Annotated in this window: 19 protein-coding genes and 1 other RNA gene; 10 read left to right on the plus strand and 10 right to left on the minus strand. The window is 62.3% G+C overall.

Annotated elements, in window-relative coordinates; translation table 11 throughout:
• The first annotated feature begins 75 nt into the window (after positions 1 to 75).
• Positions 76 to 1,575, plus strand: coding sequence for a phosphomannomutase/phosphoglucomutase (locus BUA38_RS15905; protein WP_072819074.1), 1,500 nt, complete (start codon positions 76 to 78; stop codon positions 1,573 to 1,575).
• Between the two features lie 157 nt (positions 1,576 to 1,732).
• On the opposite strand, the gene BUA38_RS15910 is transcribed toward BUA38_RS15905, so the two are convergent.
• The 4 genes from BUA38_RS15910 to BUA38_RS15925 form a co-directional block, all read right to left on the minus strand.
• Positions 1,733 to 2,239 (minus strand): Lrp/AsnC family transcriptional regulator, encoded by a 507-nt coding sequence (locus BUA38_RS15910; RefSeq protein WP_072819076.1) that lies wholly within the window; start codon positions 2,237 to 2,239, stop codon positions 1,733 to 1,735.
• A gap of 86 nt (positions 2,240 to 2,325) precedes the next feature.
• On the minus strand, positions 2,326 to 3,285 hold the full coding sequence (locus tag BUA38_RS15915) for a sugar kinase (protein WP_072819078.1): 960 nt from the start codon (positions 3,283 to 3,285) through the stop codon (positions 2,326 to 2,328).
• A 73-nt stretch (positions 3,286 to 3,358) separates the two neighbouring features.
• A complete protein-coding gene (gene nudC, locus BUA38_RS15920; RefSeq protein WP_072819079.1) occupies positions 3,359 to 4,309 on the minus strand; it encodes an NAD(+) diphosphatase in 951 nt (316 codons plus the stop codon).
• A gap of 13 nt (positions 4,310 to 4,322) precedes the next feature.
• Positions 4,323 to 4,748: an HIT domain-containing protein gene (locus BUA38_RS15925; protein ID WP_072819081.1), complete on the minus strand. Its 426-nt coding sequence runs from the start codon at positions 4,746 to 4,748 to the stop codon at positions 4,323 to 4,325.
• A 118-nt stretch (positions 4,749 to 4,866) separates the two neighbouring features.
• Here BUA38_RS15925 and ffs point away from each other — a divergent pair.
• The 5 genes from ffs to BUA38_RS15950 all read left to right on the plus strand — a co-directional run bounded on the left by ffs (position 4,867) and on the right by BUA38_RS15950 (position 8,462).
• Positions 4,867 to 4,963, plus strand: an RNA gene (gene ffs, locus BUA38_RS15930) — signal recognition particle sRNA small type.
• Between the two features lie 57 nt (positions 4,964 to 5,020).
• Positions 5,021 to 6,862, plus strand: a complete 1,842-nt coding sequence (locus BUA38_RS15935) for a DNA polymerase III subunit gamma/tau (RefSeq protein ID WP_072819083.1) — start codon at positions 5,021 to 5,023, stop codon at positions 6,860 to 6,862.
• Positions 6,863 to 6,882: 20 nt separating this feature from the next.
• Positions 6,883 to 7,203, plus strand: coding sequence for a YbaB/EbfC family nucleoid-associated protein (locus tag BUA38_RS15940; RefSeq protein ID WP_072819085.1), 321 nt, complete (start codon positions 6,883 to 6,885; stop codon positions 7,201 to 7,203).
• 183 nt (positions 7,204 to 7,386) lie between these two features.
• Positions 7,387 to 7,992 carry a recombination mediator RecR gene (gene recR, locus BUA38_RS15945; protein WP_072819086.1) on the plus strand — a complete coding sequence of 202 codons (606 nt, stop codon included), beginning with the start codon at positions 7,387 to 7,389 and terminating at the stop codon, positions 7,990 to 7,992.
• A gap of 23 nt (positions 7,993 to 8,015) precedes the next feature.
• On the plus strand, positions 8,016 to 8,462 hold the full coding sequence (locus BUA38_RS15950; protein WP_072819088.1) for a hypothetical protein: 447 nt from the start codon (positions 8,016 to 8,018) through the stop codon (positions 8,460 to 8,462).
• On the opposite strand, the gene BUA38_RS15955 is transcribed toward BUA38_RS15950, so the two are convergent.
• A complete protein-coding gene (locus tag BUA38_RS15955; protein ID WP_072819090.1) occupies positions 8,459 to 9,829 on the minus strand; it encodes an AmpG family muropeptide MFS transporter in 1,371 nt (456 codons plus the stop codon). The genes BUA38_RS15950 and BUA38_RS15955 overlap by 4 nt on opposite strands.
• Before the next feature lie 48 nt (positions 9,830 to 9,877).
• A complete protein-coding gene (locus BUA38_RS15960; protein ID WP_072826161.1) occupies positions 9,878 to 11,083 on the minus strand; it encodes a DNA recombination protein RmuC in 1,206 nt (401 codons plus the stop codon).
• 171 nt (positions 11,084 to 11,254) lie between these two features.
• Here BUA38_RS15960 and def point away from each other — a divergent pair, with 171 nt between their 5' ends.
• From def to BUA38_RS15980, 4 genes are all read left to right on the plus strand, one after another.
• The gene (gene def / locus BUA38_RS15965; protein ID WP_072819091.1) at positions 11,255 to 11,782 is read left to right on the plus strand and encodes a peptide deformylase; all 528 of its coding nucleotides are present in this window, start codon (positions 11,255 to 11,257) and stop codon (positions 11,780 to 11,782) included.
• Between the two features lie 5 nt (positions 11,783 to 11,787).
• Positions 11,788 to 12,720, plus strand: a complete 933-nt coding sequence (gene fmt / locus BUA38_RS15970) for a methionyl-tRNA formyltransferase (RefSeq protein WP_072819093.1) — start codon at positions 11,788 to 11,790, stop codon at positions 12,718 to 12,720.
• Positions 12,720 to 13,457: a tRNA pseudouridine(38-40) synthase TruA gene (gene truA / locus BUA38_RS15975; protein WP_072826162.1), complete on the plus strand. Its 738-nt coding sequence runs from the start codon at positions 12,720 to 12,722 to the stop codon at positions 13,455 to 13,457. Before fmt ends, truA begins: the two co-directional genes overlap by 1 nt.
• Before the next feature lie 78 nt (positions 13,458 to 13,535).
• The gene (locus BUA38_RS15980) at positions 13,536 to 13,838 is read left to right on the plus strand and encodes a GIY-YIG nuclease family protein (RefSeq protein WP_072819094.1); all 303 of its coding nucleotides are present in this window, start codon (positions 13,536 to 13,538) and stop codon (positions 13,836 to 13,838) included.
• Positions 13,839 to 13,894: 56 nt separating this feature from the next.
• Here the strand turns inward: BUA38_RS15980 and dapE are convergent, their stop codons facing one another.
• The 4 genes from dapE to dapD form a co-directional block, all read right to left on the minus strand.
• On the minus strand, positions 13,895 to 15,061 hold the full coding sequence (dapE, locus tag BUA38_RS15985; protein WP_072819096.1) for a succinyl-diaminopimelate desuccinylase: 1,167 nt from the start codon (positions 15,059 to 15,061) through the stop codon (positions 13,895 to 13,897).
• Positions 15,058 to 15,717, minus strand: a complete 660-nt coding sequence (locus tag BUA38_RS15990; RefSeq protein ID WP_072819097.1) for a DUF805 domain-containing protein — start codon at positions 15,715 to 15,717, stop codon at positions 15,058 to 15,060. The genes dapE and BUA38_RS15990 overlap by 4 nt, the downstream gene beginning before the upstream one ends.
• A 224-nt stretch (positions 15,718 to 15,941) precedes the next feature.
• On the minus strand, positions 15,942 to 16,475 hold the full coding sequence (locus BUA38_RS15995; protein ID WP_156898539.1) for a DUF805 domain-containing protein: 534 nt from the start codon (positions 16,473 to 16,475) through the stop codon (positions 15,942 to 15,944).
• A gap of 76 nt (positions 16,476 to 16,551) precedes the next feature.
• Positions 16,552 to 17,397: a 2,3,4,5-tetrahydropyridine-2,6-dicarboxylate N-succinyltransferase gene (dapD, locus tag BUA38_RS16000; RefSeq protein ID WP_072819100.1), complete on the minus strand. Its 846-nt coding sequence runs from the start codon at positions 17,395 to 17,397 to the stop codon at positions 16,552 to 16,554.
• Positions 17,398 to 17,515 lie beyond the last annotated feature (118 nt).

Raw genomic sequence — 17,515 nt, forward strand, 5'->3', positions numbered from 1 at the left:
GTTTTGCCTTCCATCGGGCCAGCGCATTCGCTATGGCTTCGGCCATATTGTTGTCCGTCAACACAGGCTGCTCGCATGTTTCCCAAGCCGAAGCCCGTACTGGTTCCGAACACCTATGCCTACGAGTCAGAGCCGATGGTGAAAGCGACCGGCTTTCGCGAGTATGACGCGCGCTGGCTGTTCGGCAAGGAAATCAACCTGATGGGCATTCAGGCGCTCGGCATGGGGCTGGGCGCATTGATCACTGAACTCGGCGTCAAGCAGGAGGTCGTGACCGGTCACGATTTTCGCGGTTACTCGGCCTCGATCAAATACGCGCTGATCTCAGGCTTGCAGGCTGCCGGCTGCCGGGTTCACGATATCGGACTGGCGATGACGCCGATGGCGTATTTCGCTCAATTCGAACTCGACGTTCCCTGCGTCGCGATGGTGACGGCCTCCCACAACGACAATGGCTGGACCGGCGTCAAGATGGGCGCCAACCGGCCGCTCACCTTCGGCCCCGATGAGATGACGCGCTTGAAGGAAATCGTGCTCAATGCCGAGTTCAAGAACAAGGCCGGCGGCTCCTACCAGTTTCACGAGAATTTTCCGGCGCGCTATATCGCCGATCTGACCAGGCGGCCGAAACTCAAGCGCAAGCTCAAGGCCGTGGTCGCCTGTGGCAACGGCACCGCGGGTGCTTTCGCGCCGCAGGTGATGGAGGCGATCGGTTGCGAGGTCGTTCCGCTCGATACCGAACTCGACCACACCTTTCCGAAATACAATCCCAATCCCGAAGACATGGAGATGCTGCACGCGATCCGCGATGCGGTGTTGAAGCACAAGGCCGATGTCGGTCTCGGCTTCGACGGTGACGGCGATCGCTGCGGCGTCGTCGACAATACCGGCGAGGAGATTTTTGCCGACAAGGTCGGCGTCATGCTGGCGCGGGATATGTCGGCGATCCACAAGGATGCGCAGTTTGTCGTCGACGTGAAATCGACCGGGCTTTTTGTCACCGACCCCGTGTTGCAGAAGCAGGGCGCGAAAATCGACTATTGGAAGACCGGCCATTCCTACATGAAGCGCCGCACCCACGAGATGGGCGCGCTGGCGGGGTTTGAAAAATCCGGCCACTTCTTCTTCAACAGGCCGTACGGCCGCGGCTACGACGACGGGCTGGTGTCGGCGATTGCAGTGTGCGACATGCTCGATCGCGCGCCGGCCAAGTCGATGGCCGATCTGAAGAACGCGCTGCCGAAGACCTGGTCGTCGCCGACCATGTCGCCGCATTGCGCCGACGAAGCCAAATACGGCGTCGTCGATTCCGTGGTGAAGCATTTCGAAGGATTGCAAAAGCGCGGCGAAAAAGTCGCCGGCCAAAAGATCCGCGACCTCGTCACCGTCAACGGCGTGCGCGTCACGGTCGAGGACGGCAGCTGGGGCCTGGTGCGGGCTTCCTCCAACAAGCCGGAGCTTGTGGTGGTGGTCGAAAGCCCGGTCGCGGAGCAGCGGATGCGCGACATGTTCGAGGCGATGGACTCGGTGCTGCGCACCCATCCCGAGGTCGGCGAATACAACCAGAAGATCTGAAAGGCGCTTCGCCTCATCTAACTCGCTGGTCATGCCCCGCGCATGCGGGGCATCCAGTAACGGCGCCTACCGGTTTAAGCACGGCCGTGTCTGGAATGCTGGATCGCCCGCTTTCGCGGGTGATGACAGCGGAAAAGGACGGTCGCCTCACGTCATGCTAATTCGCCGGCACCGGAAGCGCCGTCACCGACTTGATCTTTTCCATCGCAAAGCGCGAGGTCACGTTTTTCAGCGGCACCGCGCTGATCAGCTTCTTATAGAAAACGTCGTAACTCTGCATGTCGGCAACCACGACGCGCAGCATGTAATCGACGTCGCCTGCCATCCGGTAAAATTCCATCACCTCGGGCATCGCGGAAACCGCATCGGCGAATTTCTGCAACCAGGCTTCCGAGTGATCGCCGCTCTCTACCGACACGAAGACGGAGATGCCGAGCCCGATCTTGTTCTGGTCGACCAGTGCGACGCGGCGCAGGATCACGCCGTCGGCCTCCAGCCGCTGGATGCGCTTCCAGCATGGCGTCGACGACAGGCCGACGCGGTCTCCGATCTCGGCGACAGAAAGCGAGGCATCCTGTTGCAACACGGTCAGGATCTTGCGGTCGATGGCATCGAGCCTGCGGTTGGATTCGGCTATGGCGGGAGGTATGGCGAGGTCGGTCATGTCAGAAGAACTTTCTTCCAATATTAAGGGTTTGACCCCTCATATATAGGAAAATCTTCTAAGACAAGCCCGATATTGCGGCAGGCTTACCGGGCTGCCGACCGCCTCTGGCTCAAAAGCGCTTCAACTTCAGCACGTTGCGGGGCCGCGAACGCACCCCCGAAGCGGGTGCATTTCAGCGCTGCAGCGGCGGAAGCGAATCGCAAGGCGCTACGCAGGTCCTGGCCTTCGGTGATCGCGAGCGCAAACGCCCCGTGAAAAACGTCGCCGGCGCCGAGCGTATCCACCGTGTGCACCGGGAAGGCCGGGGTCTGTTGCAGGTTCTGCTGCTCGTCGAGCCAGATCGTCCCCTGCGCGCCCCGTGTGCCCGCCAGGAACGACGGGGTCAGTTTCGCGATCTTCTTCAGCGCCTCGCCGTCGTCGGTGACGTCGGCCGTCTCCTGCAAGGGCTCGCTCGAGAAAATCAGGTGCGATGAAGCCGTGAGCAGGCCTTCCCGCAGCGACATCGCGCGGTCGACGTCGACCACGACCGGAATGCCACGCCGCGTCGCTTCGGCGCATAGATCGGTACAGAACGTCGCACAGCGGCTTTCGGTCAGGATCGCGTCGCAATCGTCCAGCAGCGTGTCGGGATCGGAAAGGCGCACATTCCACAATTCCGGATCGCGGAAGGTGACGATGGTGCGCTCGCCGCTCGGGTCGATCATGATGTTGGAGATCGGCGTCACCAGACCCGGCATATGCACGAGATGTTTGGTCTCGATGCCTTCTTCGGCCATCTTCTCGTAGATGTATCTGGAGGTCGTTTCCTTCTCGTCGCCCATCGGTCCGCAGATCGAGGCGCGGCCGCCGAGTCGAACGATTCCGATCGCGCCGTTGAGCGCGTTGCCACCGCAAATTTCGTCAAAATGGGTGGCGTTTTCCTTGGAACCGCGCGCCGGCAGTCCGTGCACGCGAAAGGTCAAATCACGCACCGGCATACCGATGCAGAGAATCCGCGGAGGCCGTTTCCCGGTGGCGCGGGGGGGCGAGGAGGCATCGGTCATGTCGATTCCCTGCTTGATAACGGGATGTCGTTAAGAACGAAGGCCGTCAGAGCCGGTTCCGGCTGATGGCCCGCTATGCGGGATGATCCGGGCCATCGTGCACCCACCGGCCAAGCAAATGATGGGCAATGGCGAACGGATGCGGGCCGGCGAGCCCTTCCGGATGTTCCCGCCTGATCATCATGGTCGCCTCCGCGCGATCGAACCAGCGTGCATCTTCAAGTTCCGCGTGATCGACAAGGATGTCCTCGTTCAGCGCTCGGGCTGTGCATCCGACCATCAGCGATGACGGATAGGGCCAGGGCTGCGTCATATAGTATTGAACATCGGTGCAGCGGATGCCGGATTCCTCGAAGATTTCGCGGCGAACAGCGTCCTCGATGGTCTCTGCCGCCTCGACGAAGCCGGCCAGGCACGAATACATGCCGGGCAGGAAATGTTTCTGGCGGCCGAGCAGCACCTTGTCGCCCGACGTCACGAGCATGATGACGACCGGATCGGTGCGGGGAAAATGCTCGGTCTTGCAGCTCGGGCAGTCGCGCTTCCAGCCGCCTTCCTTCATCGCGGTGCGGGTGCCGCAGTTGGCGCAGTAGCCGTGCCGCTGATGCCAGTTCACCAGCGATTTTGCCATCGCGATCGCCGATAGCTGATCGGCGGGAACCGCGCCCTGCATCGCCATGCCGCGCAATTCGGTCACGGCGGCATCGTCGCGGGTCAACAGCTGTTCGACGGCGGCCGGCGAAATGCCCATGCCGAAGACAGGCTTCTCGGCGCGCAACCCTAAGAAAACAGTGCCGGGATTGGCGCCGAATTTTGCAGCCTCTTCCAGGCTCAACAAGGCGCGGGGGCCGGCGGCCTCGCGCCTGACCACAAGCGAGTCGCGATAGACGACATAGGCGCGGGCGTCGGGGTGACTTTCCAGCGCCAGCAGTTTTGCTTCATCGCTGCGCAAATGCGCGGCGCGATCGAGGATATGTGAGACGAAGCCCGGCTGCCCCAATGGAAAGGAATCGAATGCGTTCATGTGTCTCTAGTTTCTAACCAAGCCATATTCTGCGGCGTAATGCGCTGGCAAAACGCTGAACTTCTTCCGCGTCATGCGCCAGCGGCGGCATCACGCCCCAGACCGGCCGCGGCCATGCGGCATCGCTCGAACGTCGCGCGATGATGTGCACGTGCAATTGGGGAACCACGTTGCCGAGCGCTGCGATATTCAGTTTCTCGCATTTGGTGATTTCTTTCAATGCACGCGCAACGCGGGAAATCTCGGTCATCAACTGCGCCTGCTCGACCTCGGTGAGGTCGATAATTTCGACAATCTCCGGCCTCCGCGGTATCAGCAACAGCCAGGGATAATGCGCGTCCTTGATGACGAGCACACGGCTGAGCGGCAGGTCGCCGATATCGATGGTATCTTCCTTCAGCCGCGGATGCAGCGACCATGCGGATTCTTCGGGGGCCATGGATGTTTCCGGGAAGCCAAGATCCTGCAACTAATGCCTTATCCGTGATTCTGCACAAGTGGCGCAAACCGGGCGTACCGGCTTGCTTTCCGCGCCATTTGGCCCCAAATAGGGGCCGGGAGATTGGCGGTGGACGAGCCACTCGCCAACCGGGTCAGGTCCGGAAGGAAGCAGCCCTAACGAGGTCCGGATCGGGTCGCTCGTCAGTCTCCTACCTGTTTTAGCTGTTCCGCAAAGCCAGCTTCGCGAGATTATCAATTGCGGACCAACCGATGAACGATGCTGGCGCGCCCTTGACCCCTGACGAGTCGGACAATCCCGGACTTGATCTCGGCTCGGCGCAGGCCGCCAAGCCCTACCGCGTGCTGGCGCGGAAATACCGCCCCGCAGGCTTCGAGGACTTGATCGGCCAGGAGGCCGTGGTGCGCACGGTCTCGAACGCGTTCGAAACTGGCCGCATTCCCCAAGCCTGGATCCTGACCGGGGTTCGCGGTGTCGGCAAAACCACCACGGCGCGGATTCTGGCGCGGGCGCTGAATTACGAACTGCCGGACGGATCGGTGAAGGGACCGACCATCCATATGCCGAAGCTCGGGGTGCATTGCCAGGCGATCATGGAAAGCCGGCACATGGACGTGCTGGAAATGGACGCCGCATCCCACACCGGCGTCGACGACGTGCGCCAGATCAATGACAGCGTGCGTTATGCGCCGGCGAGCGCGCGCTACAAGGTCTACATCATCGACGAAGTCCATATGCTCTCGACCGCAGCCTTCAACGCGTTTCTGAAAACGCTGGAAGAGCCGCCGGAGCACGCAAAGTTCGTTTTCGCCACCACCGAAATCCGGAAAGTTCCGGTCACGGTGCTGTCGCGCTGCCAGCGCTTCGACCTGCGCCGGGTCGAGGCGGATGTGCTGATGGCCCATCTCGCCAACATCGCGTCGAAAGAGGGCGTCGAGGCCGAGCCCGAGGCGCTTGGTATCATCGCGCGTGCGGCCGAAGGCTCGGTGCGGGACTCGCTGTCGCTGCTCGATCAGGCGATCGCGCATGCGGCGGGTCCGGTGCGCGCCGACGCCGTGCGGCAGATGCTGGGGCTTGCGGATCGCACGCGCGTGATCGATCTGTTCGAGAGCCTGGTTCGCGGTGACATCGCCAGCGCCTTCAAGGAATTCCGCGAACAATACGACACCGGCGCCGATCCGGTCGTGGTGCTGTCGGACCTCGCCGAATTCGTCAACTTCGTCACCCGCGTCAAGATCGTGCCGGCGATCGCCGACAACGTCGCGTTTGGTGAAACCGAGCGCAAACGCGCGCGGGATTTCGCAACGAAGATTTCCATGCGGGTGCTGTCGCGGATGTGGCAGATGCTGCTCAAGGGCACCGCCGAGGTGCGCGACGCCACGCGTCCCGCGGCTGCCGCGGAAATGGTGCTGGTGCGCATCGCCTATGTGGCGGACATGCCGACGCCGGATGAGGCGATCCGGATGATCGAGCAGGGCGGCGGTGCGTCGCCGGCTGCGGTGGGAAATGCTGCTCCGCGCCCGGCTCCGGCCGCGCCGGCGTCAACGCTGTCATCCTCGCCAGTGCGGTCCGCTCCTGCACCGCGTGCGAACGCGGAGCCAGCGATGCGGCCGCAAATGACGGCGCCATCGCCCGAGGCTCAAGCCGCGCCAACTGTCCGGGTCGCGAGCTTTCCGGAACTCGTGGCGCTCGCAGGCGAAAAGCGCGATCTGATGACCAAGGGAGCGTTAGAGGCCGACGTGCGGCTCATTCGCTTCGAGGACGGTCGGCTTGAGGTCGCGCTGGAACGCCACGCCCAACGCACGCTGATCAACGACCTTTCGCGCAAACTGGAGCTGTGGACGGGCCGGCGCTGGACCGTGGTGGTGTCCAACGAAGCCGGACAGCCGACGCTGCGCTCGCAAAGCGAAGCCGCGAAAAACAAGCGCGAGCGCGCTGCCGAAACCGATCCAAGGGTAAGGGAAGTGCTGGCGCGATTCCCCGGTGCGAAAGTCGTCGAGGTGCGCCACCTTGCCGCCGAGCCGCCGGAATCCCATGCTGATAGTGATGATGGCGATGACCCCGCCGATAGCGTCGACGGCGACGACGCGTAAGGATTTCAAAAGGAACGTCGATGGCTGACTTTCTCGGCATGATGAAGCAGGCGGCGCAACTGCAATCGAAGATGCAGGCGATGCAGGAGGAACTCGGCCAGGTCGAGGTCGAAGGCATTTCCGGCGGCGGTCTGGTCAGCGTGCGGATGACTGCGAAGATGGAGGTCAAGGCCGTCAAGATCGATCCGTCCCTGATCAAGGCGGAGGAGCGCGAAATCCTCGAGGATCTGCTCGTGACCGCGCATGGCGACGCGCGGCGCAAGGCGGAAATTGCCATGCAGGAAAAGATGCAGGCGCTGACCGGCGGTCTCGGTTTGCCGCCCGGCCTCGGTCTTGGTTAGGGAAGTATCGGCTGGTGGAGTGGGTTTGACATTCGCGTTCAAACCCAGCCGCGAATTCGTAAAGCGAATGTCAAACCCAAACTCCACTAGATATTCTATGTTTTCTAGTGGTCCTTTGATTCTAACATTCGCAAAGGTACCCGCCGCAACAGGTAGCGAATGTTAGAATCGGACCACTAGCCTATGGCCTCTGCGGTTGCCGGCCCCGAAATCGAACGCTTGATCCAGCTATTGGCGCGGTTGCCCGGACTGGGACCGCGCTCGGCGCGGCGCGCGGCACTGCATCTGATCAAGAAGCGCGAGGCGCTGATGACGCCGCTGTCCTCAGCGCTTCAGGTGGCAATTGGTAAAATTCAGGTCTGCAAGACCTGCGGCAACATCGACACGCAAAACCCCTGCACGGTGTGTACCGATCCCAGGCGCGACCAGTCGATCATCGTCGTGGTCGCCGACGTTGCCGATCTCTGGGCGCTGGAGCGGGCGAACGCCTCCAATGGTCTCTATCACGTGCTTGGCGCGACGCTGTCGCCGCTCGATGGCGTCGGCCCGCAGGATCTCACGATCGACGCACTGGTCAAACGTGCGCACGAGCCGCAGGTGGGTGAAATCATCCTGGCGCTGAATGCGACCGTCGACGGCCAGACCACCGCGCACTACATCACCGACCTCTTGCAGGAAGCCAATGTCAGGGTCACGCGATTGGCCCATGGCGTGCCGGTCGGCGGCGAACTCGATTATCTCGACGAGGGAACGTTATCCGCGGCGATGCGGCAGCGAACCCTGTTTTAGCCAAAACCACGGAAATTGGTGAAATGACGAAACGAGGATTCGGCAAACGACTGGCTTTGGGTGCAGCGATGGCAGCGGCATTGACGTTGCCGGGCTTGCACGCACAACAGCAGGATCAGCCCGTCACCGAAGGCAGCAACAAGGCCGGCACCTTGATCAAGGCCGGCGACATCCTGTCGGGCGAGCTCAATGCGCTTCGCAGCCGGGGTGGCAAGAAGGGCAAGCCAGCGGCGACCTATCAACTCACCAGCCAGCCGCATCGTTTGCCGCCGCCCGGCGGCCTATGCGGGCTTGAGACCGGCCCCGAGACGTTTCAGATCGTCACCAGCGGCGACGCCGATATCGCCAAGCTGAAAGGATTCGTCGGCAAGGAAATCTCGCTCCGGGTGGACGAAGTTGCCTGTGCCGAAGCTGCCGGACAGATGAGCGAGGCGATCGTCACCAAGTGGAGCGTGGTGAGCAAGCACTAGACCTTGATCGGGCCAAGCGCCTCGAAATGTCCGCGCCGCTGCAAGTATGTGAGCAGCAACAGGCTCGGGACCGCGACCACGACGCAGATCGCAAAGAACAGCGGCCATCCGGTCGCTTTCGCCACATAGCCCGCGCCGGATGAGAGATAGGTGCGCCCGACGGCGGCAAGTGCTGTGAGCAGCGCATATTGGGTCGCGGTGTGCAGCGGATTCCGGCACAGCGCTGAGAGGTAGGCGACAAAGATCACGGTGCCGATGGCACTGGTGAAGTTTTCAGCCGTGATCGCCAGCACCAGAGCCCACTGGTTGACGCCGACGATCGCGAGCCACGAGAAAGAAAGGTTGGCGACCGCCTGGAGCACACCGCCGATCCACAGGCTTGCGGCCAGCGAATAGCGCCGCGCCACGAACCCGCCGGCAAAGCCGCCGATCAACGTCGCGGCAAGCCCGACGCCTTTGACAATGGCGGCGTAATCGTTGCGGGAAAAGCCGAGATCGATCACGAACGGCGCGGTCATCGAACCGGAAAACGCGTCGGTGAACTTGAACAGCACCACGAACGCCAGCGCCGCAAGCGCATCCTGGCGCAGAAGGAATTCGGAGAACGCGCCGGTCGCGGCATGGAGGACGCGCGTGAACGCGGTCTGGGTGCTGGTCGCGGCGTCCGCGCGAACGGATGGTTCCGGCTCGGTGGCCGCGAGTGCGGTCACGGTCCCGATCAGGACCAGTGCGGCCATGGTCACATAGCCCCACATCCAGGCCGAGGTACGCGTGATGCCTGCGCCTTCATAGGCGCTGACAAGAAACAGCGCGCCGGCGGTCGAGACCAGCATGCCGATGCGGTAGGCTGCAACATAGGCGGCCATGCCGGCGGCCTGCTCGCTTTCGGGCAGGCTTTCGACGCGAAAGGCATCGACGACGATGTCTTGCGTCGACGACATCGCCGCCACCAGCAGCGCGGCGAATGCGACGAAGGCGGCCGATCGCGCGGGGTCGGTCAGCGCCAGCAGCAGGATCGAGCCGATCAGCAGAAGTTGGGACACCAACAGCCAGCCGCGGCGGCGTCCGAATGCATGGGTGAAGAACGGCACGTGCAGGGCGTCGACCAGCGGCGCCCAGAGGAATTTCAAGGTATAGGGCGTGCCGACCAGCGCAAACAGCCCGATGGTGCCGAGATCGACGCCGGCCTCGCGCATCCAGATCAGAAGCGTCGATCCCGACAGCGCCAGCGGCAGGCCGGACGAAAAGCCGAGAAACAGCACAATCAGTACGCGGGGCTGCAGGTAGACGGCGAGGCCATCGCGCCAGGAGGAGGGCGTGTCGGCGGATGATGAGGGCGCCTGTGATGCGGTGTCCGGGGCTGTCATGCCGCGGTGTTAGCAGATTCTGGCTGGCGGTGTGCGGCGAGGTGAAGGCTACTCCCCCGCCTGCAACTTGCGGGGCAACGGAAACAGTTCGGGCGTGCCCGGCTTGACGAGACGCGGCGGCTCGGGGGGCGCATCCTTGCTGAAGTCGAGTTCCTCGATCCGGCCGGCGCGCTTTTCGATCTTGTCGGCCGAAATCAGGACTTGCCGGACGTCCTCGTTGACGTCGGAGAAGTGTTTTTGCAGCTTCAGCACGCGTTCGCGCAGGCGTCCGAGGTCGTCGCCGAGGTTCAGCACTTCGGTGCGGATCTGGTCCGCGGCATCGCGCATCCGAGCGTCTTTCAGGATCTGCTGCATCACCTGGATCGCGAGCATCAGGAGCGAGGGCGAGACCAGTACCACGCGGGCGCGGTAGGCCTTCTGGATCACGTCGTCGAAATGATCGTGGATTTCGGCGTAGACCGATTCCGACGGCACGAACATCAGCGCCGTGTCCTGGGTCTCGCCGGCGATCAGGTACTTTTCGGCGATGTCGCCGACATGTTTCATGATGTCGCCGCGCAGCCGTTGCGCGGCGATCTTCTTTTCCTCGTCGCTGCGGGCATCGTGCAGGGCGGTGATCGCTTCCAGCGGGAATTTGGCGTCGATGCAAAGCGGCCGCTGGTCAGGCAGGAACACCACACAATCCGGCCGCTTTCCGGTCGAAAGCGTGTGCTGGAATTCGTAAGCGCCTTTCGGCATGCCATCCTGGACGATCGCTTCCATCCGCGCCTGACCGAAGGCGCCGCGCGACTGTTTGTTGGCGAGCACATCGCGCAGCGTCGTCACCTGCGACGTCAGGTCGGTGAGATTCTTGTGCGCATTGTCGATGATGCCGAGCCGTTCGTGCAGCACGCGGAGCGAATCCATGGTGTGGCGCGTGGTCTGTTCCATGGATTGGCCGACACGGTGCGTTACCGAATCGAGCCGCTCGGAGACGGCGCGGGCCATTTCGGCCTGCCGTCCGGCCAGAGCCTGCCCCATGGCGTCGACGCGGCCGGTGGCTTCGCTTTGGGCGCGCAGCATTTCGCTCAGGCGCTCCTCAAGTTCGTCGGCGCGGATCGCCTGCGCCATCGCCAGCGCGGCCCCGCGGCGGCCGGATCGCGCAACCACGATGGCGATGACAAGGAGCAGGATGAGCGCGAGCACGCCAAAACCGATCAGCGCTTCGCCGGTGCGGATCGGCATGGCGCCGACCATGAAAAGAATCTCGTTCATGCCGCTCTTAGTATCCGATTCGGCCTTGAACACGAACGAAGAGGGAACATTTATGGTAAATATCGGGTAAATTTTCTTGGTTAATGCTTCCCTAACAATCATGGTTAAGAGGGGGTAAACGGCTCTCCCGCCGCATTGACCGCCTGACTTGATCCCCGTAAATCGCGCGCCATGGCTTTACGACCGATCATCATCCTTCCCGACAAACAGTTGCGGCTGGTCTCCAAGCCGGTGACGAAAGTCACCGACCAGATCCGAAAACTGGCCGACGACATGTTCGAGACCATGTACGACGCGCCGGGCATCGGGCTCGCCGCGATCCAGGTCGCGCAGCCGTTGCGGCTGATCACAATGGACCTTGCCAAGAAAGACGAAGAGGGCGAAGTCAATCCGCAGCCGCGCGTCTTCATCAATCCCGAGATTATTTCGTCCTCGGAAGAGACCTCGATCTACGAGGAAGGATGTCTCTCGATCCCCGAATATTACGAGGAGGTCGAGCGGCCGGCGAAGGTGCGTGTGCGCTTCACCGATCTCGATGGCAAGGTACACGAGGAAGATGCGGAAGGGCTTTACGCCACCTGCATCCAGCACGAGATCGACCATCTCAACGGCGTGTTGTTCGTCGACTATCTGTCGAAGCTCAAGCGCGACCGCGTGCTGAAGAAGTTCACCAAGGCTGCCAAGCGCGCAGAGGACTAGGGCCGATGCCCCTCCGCCTGATCTTCATGGGTACGCCGGACTTCGCGGTGCCGACGTTGCTGGAGCTTGTGGCGCAGGGCCACGAGATCGCGGCCGTCTATACCCGCGCGGCGAAACCCGCCGGCCGCGGCATGAAGTTGCAACAAAGTCCGGTCGAACAGGAGGCGCATCGGCTCGGCATTCCCGTGCTGACGCCGTCGACGCTGAAAACGCTGGACGCGCTCGACGAATTTCGCACGCATGACGCAGACGCGGCTGTCGTCGTCGCCTATGGCATGATCCTGCCGCAGGCAATTTTGGACGCGCCAAAACTCGGCTGCTTCAACCTTCACGCGTCGCTGCTGCCGCGCTGGCGCGGGGCCGCTCCGATCAACCGCGCTATCATGGCTGATGATGCGGAGAGCGGTGTGATGGTGATGAAGATGGACGTCGGGCTCGACACCGGCGATGTGGCGATGGCAGAACGCTTAGCCGTCACGGATATGATGACCGCATCTGACCTGCACGATGCGCTGGCGCCGCTCGGCGGCGACCTGATGGCACGGGCGATGGGCGCGCTCGAACGAGGTACGCTGCAGTTGACGCCGCAAGCGAGCGAAGGCGTCACTTATGCCGCCAAAATCGATAAAGCTGAAGCGCATATCGACTGGAACAAGCCGGCTCGCGCGGTGCTGCGCCATATTCACGGATTGTCGCCATTTCCGGGCGCGTGGTGCGAGATGCCGCTTGAAGGCGCAAACCAACGCGTCAAGATTCTGCGCTGTGAAGTCGCTTCCGGCTCCGGCCAACCGGGCGCGGTGCTGGACGATCGCCTCACGGTCGCTTGCGCGCAAGGTGCCTTGCGTATCGTCGAGTTGCAGCGCGCCGGCAAGCAGCCGATGAAAACGGAAGAATTTTTACGCGGCACCCAGCTCAAGCCGCCGGCGTGGCTCACCTGATGCCCCGCTACAAACTCATCCTCGAATACGACGGCGCCCCCTATAGCGGCTGGCAAATCCAGGAGAACGGGCCTTCGGTGCAGGGCGCGCTGGAGACCGCGGTGAAAGCGATTTGCGGCGAAGACGTGCGCGTGCATGGCGCCGGCCGCACCGATGCCGGCGTGCATGCGCTAGGGCAGGTCGCGCATTGCGACATCGCCAAGCATTTCGTGCCCGGACGATTTCGCGACGGGCTCAACGCGCATTTGCGGCCGCACCCGATCGGCGTGCTGTCGGCGGACATTGTGGCCGATGATTTCGAGGCGCGTTTCTCCGCCAAGAAGCGCCACTACCGCTACCGGATCAGGAACACCCGCGCCAATCTCGCGCTCGATATCGGCCGCGTCTGGCGGCTGCCGCGGCCGCTCGACAGCGATGCGATGCATGCGGCCGCGCAACGGCTGGTCGGCAAGCACGATTTCACGACGTTTCGCGACACCGAATGTCAGGCGAAATCGCCGGTGCGGACACTGGACCAGCTCGATGTCGTCAGAAACGGCGATGCGGTCGATATCCTGACCTCGGCGCGCTCGTTCCTGCACAGCCAGGTGCGCTCGATGGTGGGTTCGCTGGTCTGGGTCGGCGAGGGGCGCTGGAACGCCGATGACCTTGCTTCAGCGCTTCAAGCGCAGAACCGCACCGCTTGCGGTCCGGTCGCGCCGCCCGACGGGCTTTATCTGGTGCGGGTGGATTACTAACCTGACGTCATACCCCGCGAAGGCGGGGTATCCAGTAAGCCGAGTTGTCGAAGTTGGGCTGGGACGGCTCCGATTAAAATGAGATCACGAAATCTCTACGTCTATATTCTTGCCAGCAAGATTGGTGGAACGCTTTATGTCGGAGTGACGAACGATCTCGTGCGACGCGTGGCCGAGCATCGTCTCAAGGCCGTAGAAGGTTTCACTGAAAAATACGACGTTGGCAGGTTGGTGTACTTCGAGCAGTTTGATGATCCAGAAAATGCGATCAAGCGCGAGAAGCGGCTTAAGAAATGGAACCGTGCGTGGAAGATACGCCTCATCGAAGAAAATAATCCCAATTGGGATGACCTATATCGCGGGATAGCCGGCGGCGATTAAATGGAAAAGCCTCAGAGTACTGGATCGTCCGCCTTCGCGGACGATGACAGTGAGGGCTAGGCGAAATACCGATCCAGGATTCCGCGATAGATCTTCGTCAGCTTCTCCAGGTCAGAGACCGGCGTGCGCTCGTCGATCTGGTGCATGGTCTGGCCGACGAGACCAAATTCGATCACCGGACAATAGTTGGAGATGAAGCGGGCGTCCGAGGTGCCGCCGCTCGTGCTCAGTTCCGGCTTGCGGCCGGTGACGTCCTCGATCGCCGCGACCGCAAGATCGACAAACGCGCCGGGCTTGGTCACGAACACGTTCGCGTTCGACGGCTCCCAGACGATATGCGCCTTGATCCGGTTGCCGGTCGCCTTTGCAAGGCGCGCCTCGACCAGTTCGCGCAAGGAGCCTTGCGTGTGCCGGTCGTTGAAGCGGATGTTGAACTTGGCGCGCGCCTGTCCGGGAATGACGTTGGTGGCGGGATTACCAACATCGACCGACGTGAATTCGAGGTTCGACGGCTGAAATTGCGCGCTGCCATGATCGAGCGGCTCCTCGCTCAACGCCACGATCAGCCGCGAAATATCCGGCACCGGATTCGAGGCGCGGTGTGGGTAGGCGACATGGCCCTGAACGCCTTCGACATAAAGCGTGCCGGATTGCGATCCGCGGCGGCCGATCTTGATGCAGTCGCCGAGCGTCTCGACGTTGGAAGGCTCGCCCAGCACACAATGATCGAACTTTTCCCCGCGCGCCTCCGCCCATTGCAGCAGCTTGATCGTGCCGTTGACAGCGACGTCTTCCTCGTCGCCAGTGATCAGGAACGAGATCGAACCTGTGCCGTCCTCGCGCGGCTTGCCGCCATGCTGGCCGAGATATTGCAGCACCGCGGCGGCGCTGCAGGCGATGCCGCCCTTCATGTCGACAGTGCCGCGGCCATAAAGAAAGCCGTCTTTCACCTCGCCGGAAAAAGCGCCGACCGTCCATGCCTTCTCATCGCCCGGCGGCACCACGTCGGTGTGGCCGGCGAAGCTGATATGCGGTGACGTGTTGCCGATGCGCGCGTAGAGATTGTCGATATCGGCGGCGCCGGCTTCGCTGAAGGTGACCCGGTGGGTTTCGAATCCGGCAGCCTTAAAGAGCTTTTCCAGGACGCCGAGCGCCCCGGCATCGGCCGGTGTTATCGATGGACAGCGAACGAGATCGCGGGTGATCGAGAGGGCATCAGTCATGTCCCCCGCTTAACATGCATGCCGGGCAGCGGGCTAGCTTGATGTGGAACGAATTCAATCGCACTCGCCTGATCCCAGCCAGAGCTTGTGTGCCCGCTCCGCGCCCGCGTCTGGTCCTTCGGCAGCGGATTGGGTCCAAAGCGATTGGTCCAGCGCGTCCCCTTCAGGCAATAAATCTCGACAAAGCCCCAGATCATCACAACGAGCATCGTCCACGCCAGCGCCTGTATGGCGTAGGAATTCGGCAGCCGGTCAGCGAACTGGGCGTAGAGCCCGGGAGCGACGAAAAACGGAATGACCCACCAGCCGCTCCTGTCGCGATCATGCAGCCGCTTGACGGAGGTTGAGAGGTAAACCCAGGCAAACAGCAGCGTCCCGGCGGTGTGGAAGAATGTGAGAACAAGGTGGGCCGGAGACGCCTCCTTACCCTCGCGCAGCCGCGCGATCGCTGCGCGCAGGACGGCGGGATCGACGAATGCGAAAATGTCATTGATATTGAAATGGACTGACTTGACCGGGTTGCCGAACATCGCGTCGATGCCAAGCATCAGCGCGGCGACGAGAAGCATCCAGCACAGGATGACCAGCAAGGCGAGCCATACCTTGGCGCGGTTGATACGGCCGTCGAATGCAAACAGAAGCCAGACCCAATCCATCGCTAGTGCCCACTTTCCGAAGTTCGTACACCGTCTCAGCGCCCACCTTTCACGAACTTCGGAAAGTTATGGGCACTAGAAAACTTATGATGCTGGTGCCGCTTCCTATTTGAAGTTCCTGGATCGAATTTGCCGCTTGCCGTGCAGGAACTTCAAATAGGCGGCACCAGCCTCCGGTCCTGCGGTCCGAAAATTAGTCGCGCCCGGGGGAGCCCCGGTTCGAGTTAGCGCGGCGAATTTGACGCGCGGGACAGCAGGAAATCGGGCACGCCGACAGGCTCTGCCCGCGGCCCGATGAGCGATGGGGGCGTGGTGCGGGTCGGGTCAGGCCCGAACCGGTTCGGCCCCTCAGTGCCAGCGAGAAAAAACAGTTCGATGATGATCCAGGTTTGCAGGACGCTCAGGGCGACCGCAATCATCACGAGAAGCAACTCCTTGGCGATCGAAATATCGACGCCGAAGGAGAGCCGCAGAAAAAGACCGTAATACAGATAGGAAAGCCGATTGACGGCGAACACGGCGATCGCCCACCAGCCGCTCCAGTTGCGATCGTGAAGTCGCCTGGCGGTGGTGGCGAGGTTGACCCAGATCATCACGACTGTGACGGGCAAATCCAGGATTTGCCATTGCGGCGCGAGGTGAGCCGGTAGCTCGATCCAGAGGGCGAACCAGAGCGCAAGGAGAGCCACTTGCGCCACGAGATATGGGGCGCGATTGGTCCGTCCCGTAAAGCTCAAAAGCGACCAGATGTACCCCATCGCGGGCCTTTCCACCGCGGGCCTTCTTCGGCCGCAGCTCGAAAGTTAGTCGCGATGGGGCGGCGCCGGGTTCGAGCTAATCGCGGAGCAATTCGTTGATGCTGGTTTTCGAACGGGTACGTTCGTCGACCCGCTTGACGATGACGGCGCAGGCGGTAGCCGGGCCCGGCTGGCCGTTCTTGAGCGGCTTTGCGGGCAGGGTGCCCGGAACCACCACGGCATATTCAGGAACTTCGCCGACAAAGGTTTCGCCGGTTTCGCGGTCGACGATCTTGGTCGAAGCGCCGAGGAAAACGCCCATCGCCAGTACCGCGCCCTTGCGCACGATCACGCCTTCGGCGACTTCCGACCGCGCGCCGATGAAGCAGTCGTCCTCGACGATCACGGGGCCGGCCTGCAACGGTTCCAGCACCCCGCCGATGCCGACGCCGCCGGAGATGTGGACACGCTTGCCGATCTGGGCGCAGGAGCCAACCGTGGACCAGGTGTCGATCATCGTCGCTTCATCGACATGGGCGCCGAGATTGACGAACGAAGGCATCAAGACCACGTTCCGCGCAATGAAGGCCGAGCGGCGGACGATGGCGCCCGGTACAGCGCGAAAGCCGGCCTCGCGAAAGCGGTTTTCGCCCCAGCCGTCGAACTTCGACGGCACCTTGTCCCACCACGACGCCTTGCCGGGTCCGCCAGCGATTGCCGCCATGTCGTTCAGCCGGAACGACAGCAGCACGGCCTTTTTCAGCCACTGATGCACCATCCACTTGCCGCTTGCCTCGCGTTCGGCCACGCGCGCCTCGCCCTTGTCGAGCAGATCGAGCGCGTGATCGACGGCGTCGCGGACCTCACCCTTGGTCGAGGCGGAAACGCCTTCGCGGGCGTCGAACGCGGCGTTGATGGTGGATTCGAGAGCGGCAGCGGACATTGTTTTTCCTTGGGAAGAGCGCGGCTGGAAGCGGCTTTTTCGGAATTTGAAGCGGGAGAGTCAAGGCGGCTAGATGCTTTGCCATGTACTCGCAGCCAACCGCCTGTCGTCCCTGCGA

The organism is Bradyrhizobium erythrophlei (genome assembly GCF_900142985.1).
In the GTDB taxonomy this organism is placed as follows: Bacteria; Pseudomonadota; Alphaproteobacteria; order Rhizobiales; family Xanthobacteraceae; genus Bradyrhizobium; species Bradyrhizobium erythrophlei_B.

Bases quoted from the DNA above. Each gene is read 5' to 3' on its own strand.
- dapD (WP_072819100.1), bottom strand. From the start codon at position 17,397: ATGTCCGCTGCCGCTCTCGAATCCACCATCAACGCCGCGTTCGACGCC.
- BUA38_RS15980 (WP_072819094.1), top strand. From the start codon at position 13,536: ATGAGATCACGAAATCTCTACGTCTATATTCTTGCCAGCAAGATTGGT.
- fmt (WP_072819093.1), top strand. From the start codon at position 11,788: ATGCCCCTCCGCCTGATCTTCATGGGTACGCCGGACTTCGCGGTGCCG.
- BUA38_RS15995 (WP_156898539.1), bottom strand. From the start codon at position 16,475: ATGGGGTACATCTGGTCGCTTTTGAGCTTTACGGGACGGACCAATCGC.
- dapE (WP_072819096.1), bottom strand. From the start codon at position 15,061: ATGACTGATGCCCTCTCGATCACCCGCGATCTCGTTCGCTGTCCATCG.
- BUA38_RS15935 (WP_072819083.1), top strand. From the start codon at position 5,021: ATGAACGATGCTGGCGCGCCCTTGACCCCTGACGAGTCGGACAATCCC.
- BUA38_RS15955 (WP_072819090.1), bottom strand. From the start codon at position 9,829: ATGACAGCCCCGGACACCGCATCACAGGCGCCCTCATCATCCGCCGAC.
- BUA38_RS15940 (WP_072819085.1), top strand. From the start codon at position 6,883: ATGGCTGACTTTCTCGGCATGATGAAGCAGGCGGCGCAACTGCAATCG.
- truA (WP_072826162.1), top strand. From the start codon at position 12,720: ATGCCCCGCTACAAACTCATCCTCGAATACGACGGCGCCCCCTATAGC.
- BUA38_RS15950 (WP_072819088.1), top strand. From the start codon at position 8,016: ATGACGAAACGAGGATTCGGCAAACGACTGGCTTTGGGTGCAGCGATG.
- BUA38_RS15910 (WP_072819076.1), bottom strand. From the start codon at position 2,239: ATGACCGACCTCGCCATACCTCCCGCCATAGCCGAATCCAACCGCAGG.
- recR (WP_072819086.1), top strand. From the start codon at position 7,387: ATGGCCTCTGCGGTTGCCGGCCCCGAAATCGAACGCTTGATCCAGCTA.
- BUA38_RS15990 (WP_072819097.1), bottom strand. From the start codon at position 15,717: ATGGATTGGGTCTGGCTTCTGTTTGCATTCGACGGCCGTATCAACCGC.
- nudC (WP_072819079.1), bottom strand. From the start codon at position 4,309: ATGAACGCATTCGATTCCTTTCCATTGGGGCAGCCGGGCTTCGTCTCA.
- BUA38_RS15925 (WP_072819081.1), bottom strand. From the start codon at position 4,748: ATGGCCCCCGAAGAATCCGCATGGTCGCTGCATCCGCGGCTGAAGGAA.
- BUA38_RS15905 (WP_072819074.1), top strand. From the start codon at position 76: ATGTTTCCCAAGCCGAAGCCCGTACTGGTTCCGAACACCTATGCCTAC.
- BUA38_RS15915 (WP_072819078.1), bottom strand. From the start codon at position 3,285: ATGACCGATGCCTCCTCGCCCCCCCGCGCCACCGGGAAACGGCCTCCG.
- BUA38_RS15960 (WP_072826161.1), bottom strand. From the start codon at position 11,083: ATGAACGAGATTCTTTTCATGGTCGGCGCCATGCCGATCCGCACCGGC.
- def (WP_072819091.1), top strand. From the start codon at position 11,255: ATGGCTTTACGACCGATCATCATCCTTCCCGACAAACAGTTGCGGCTG.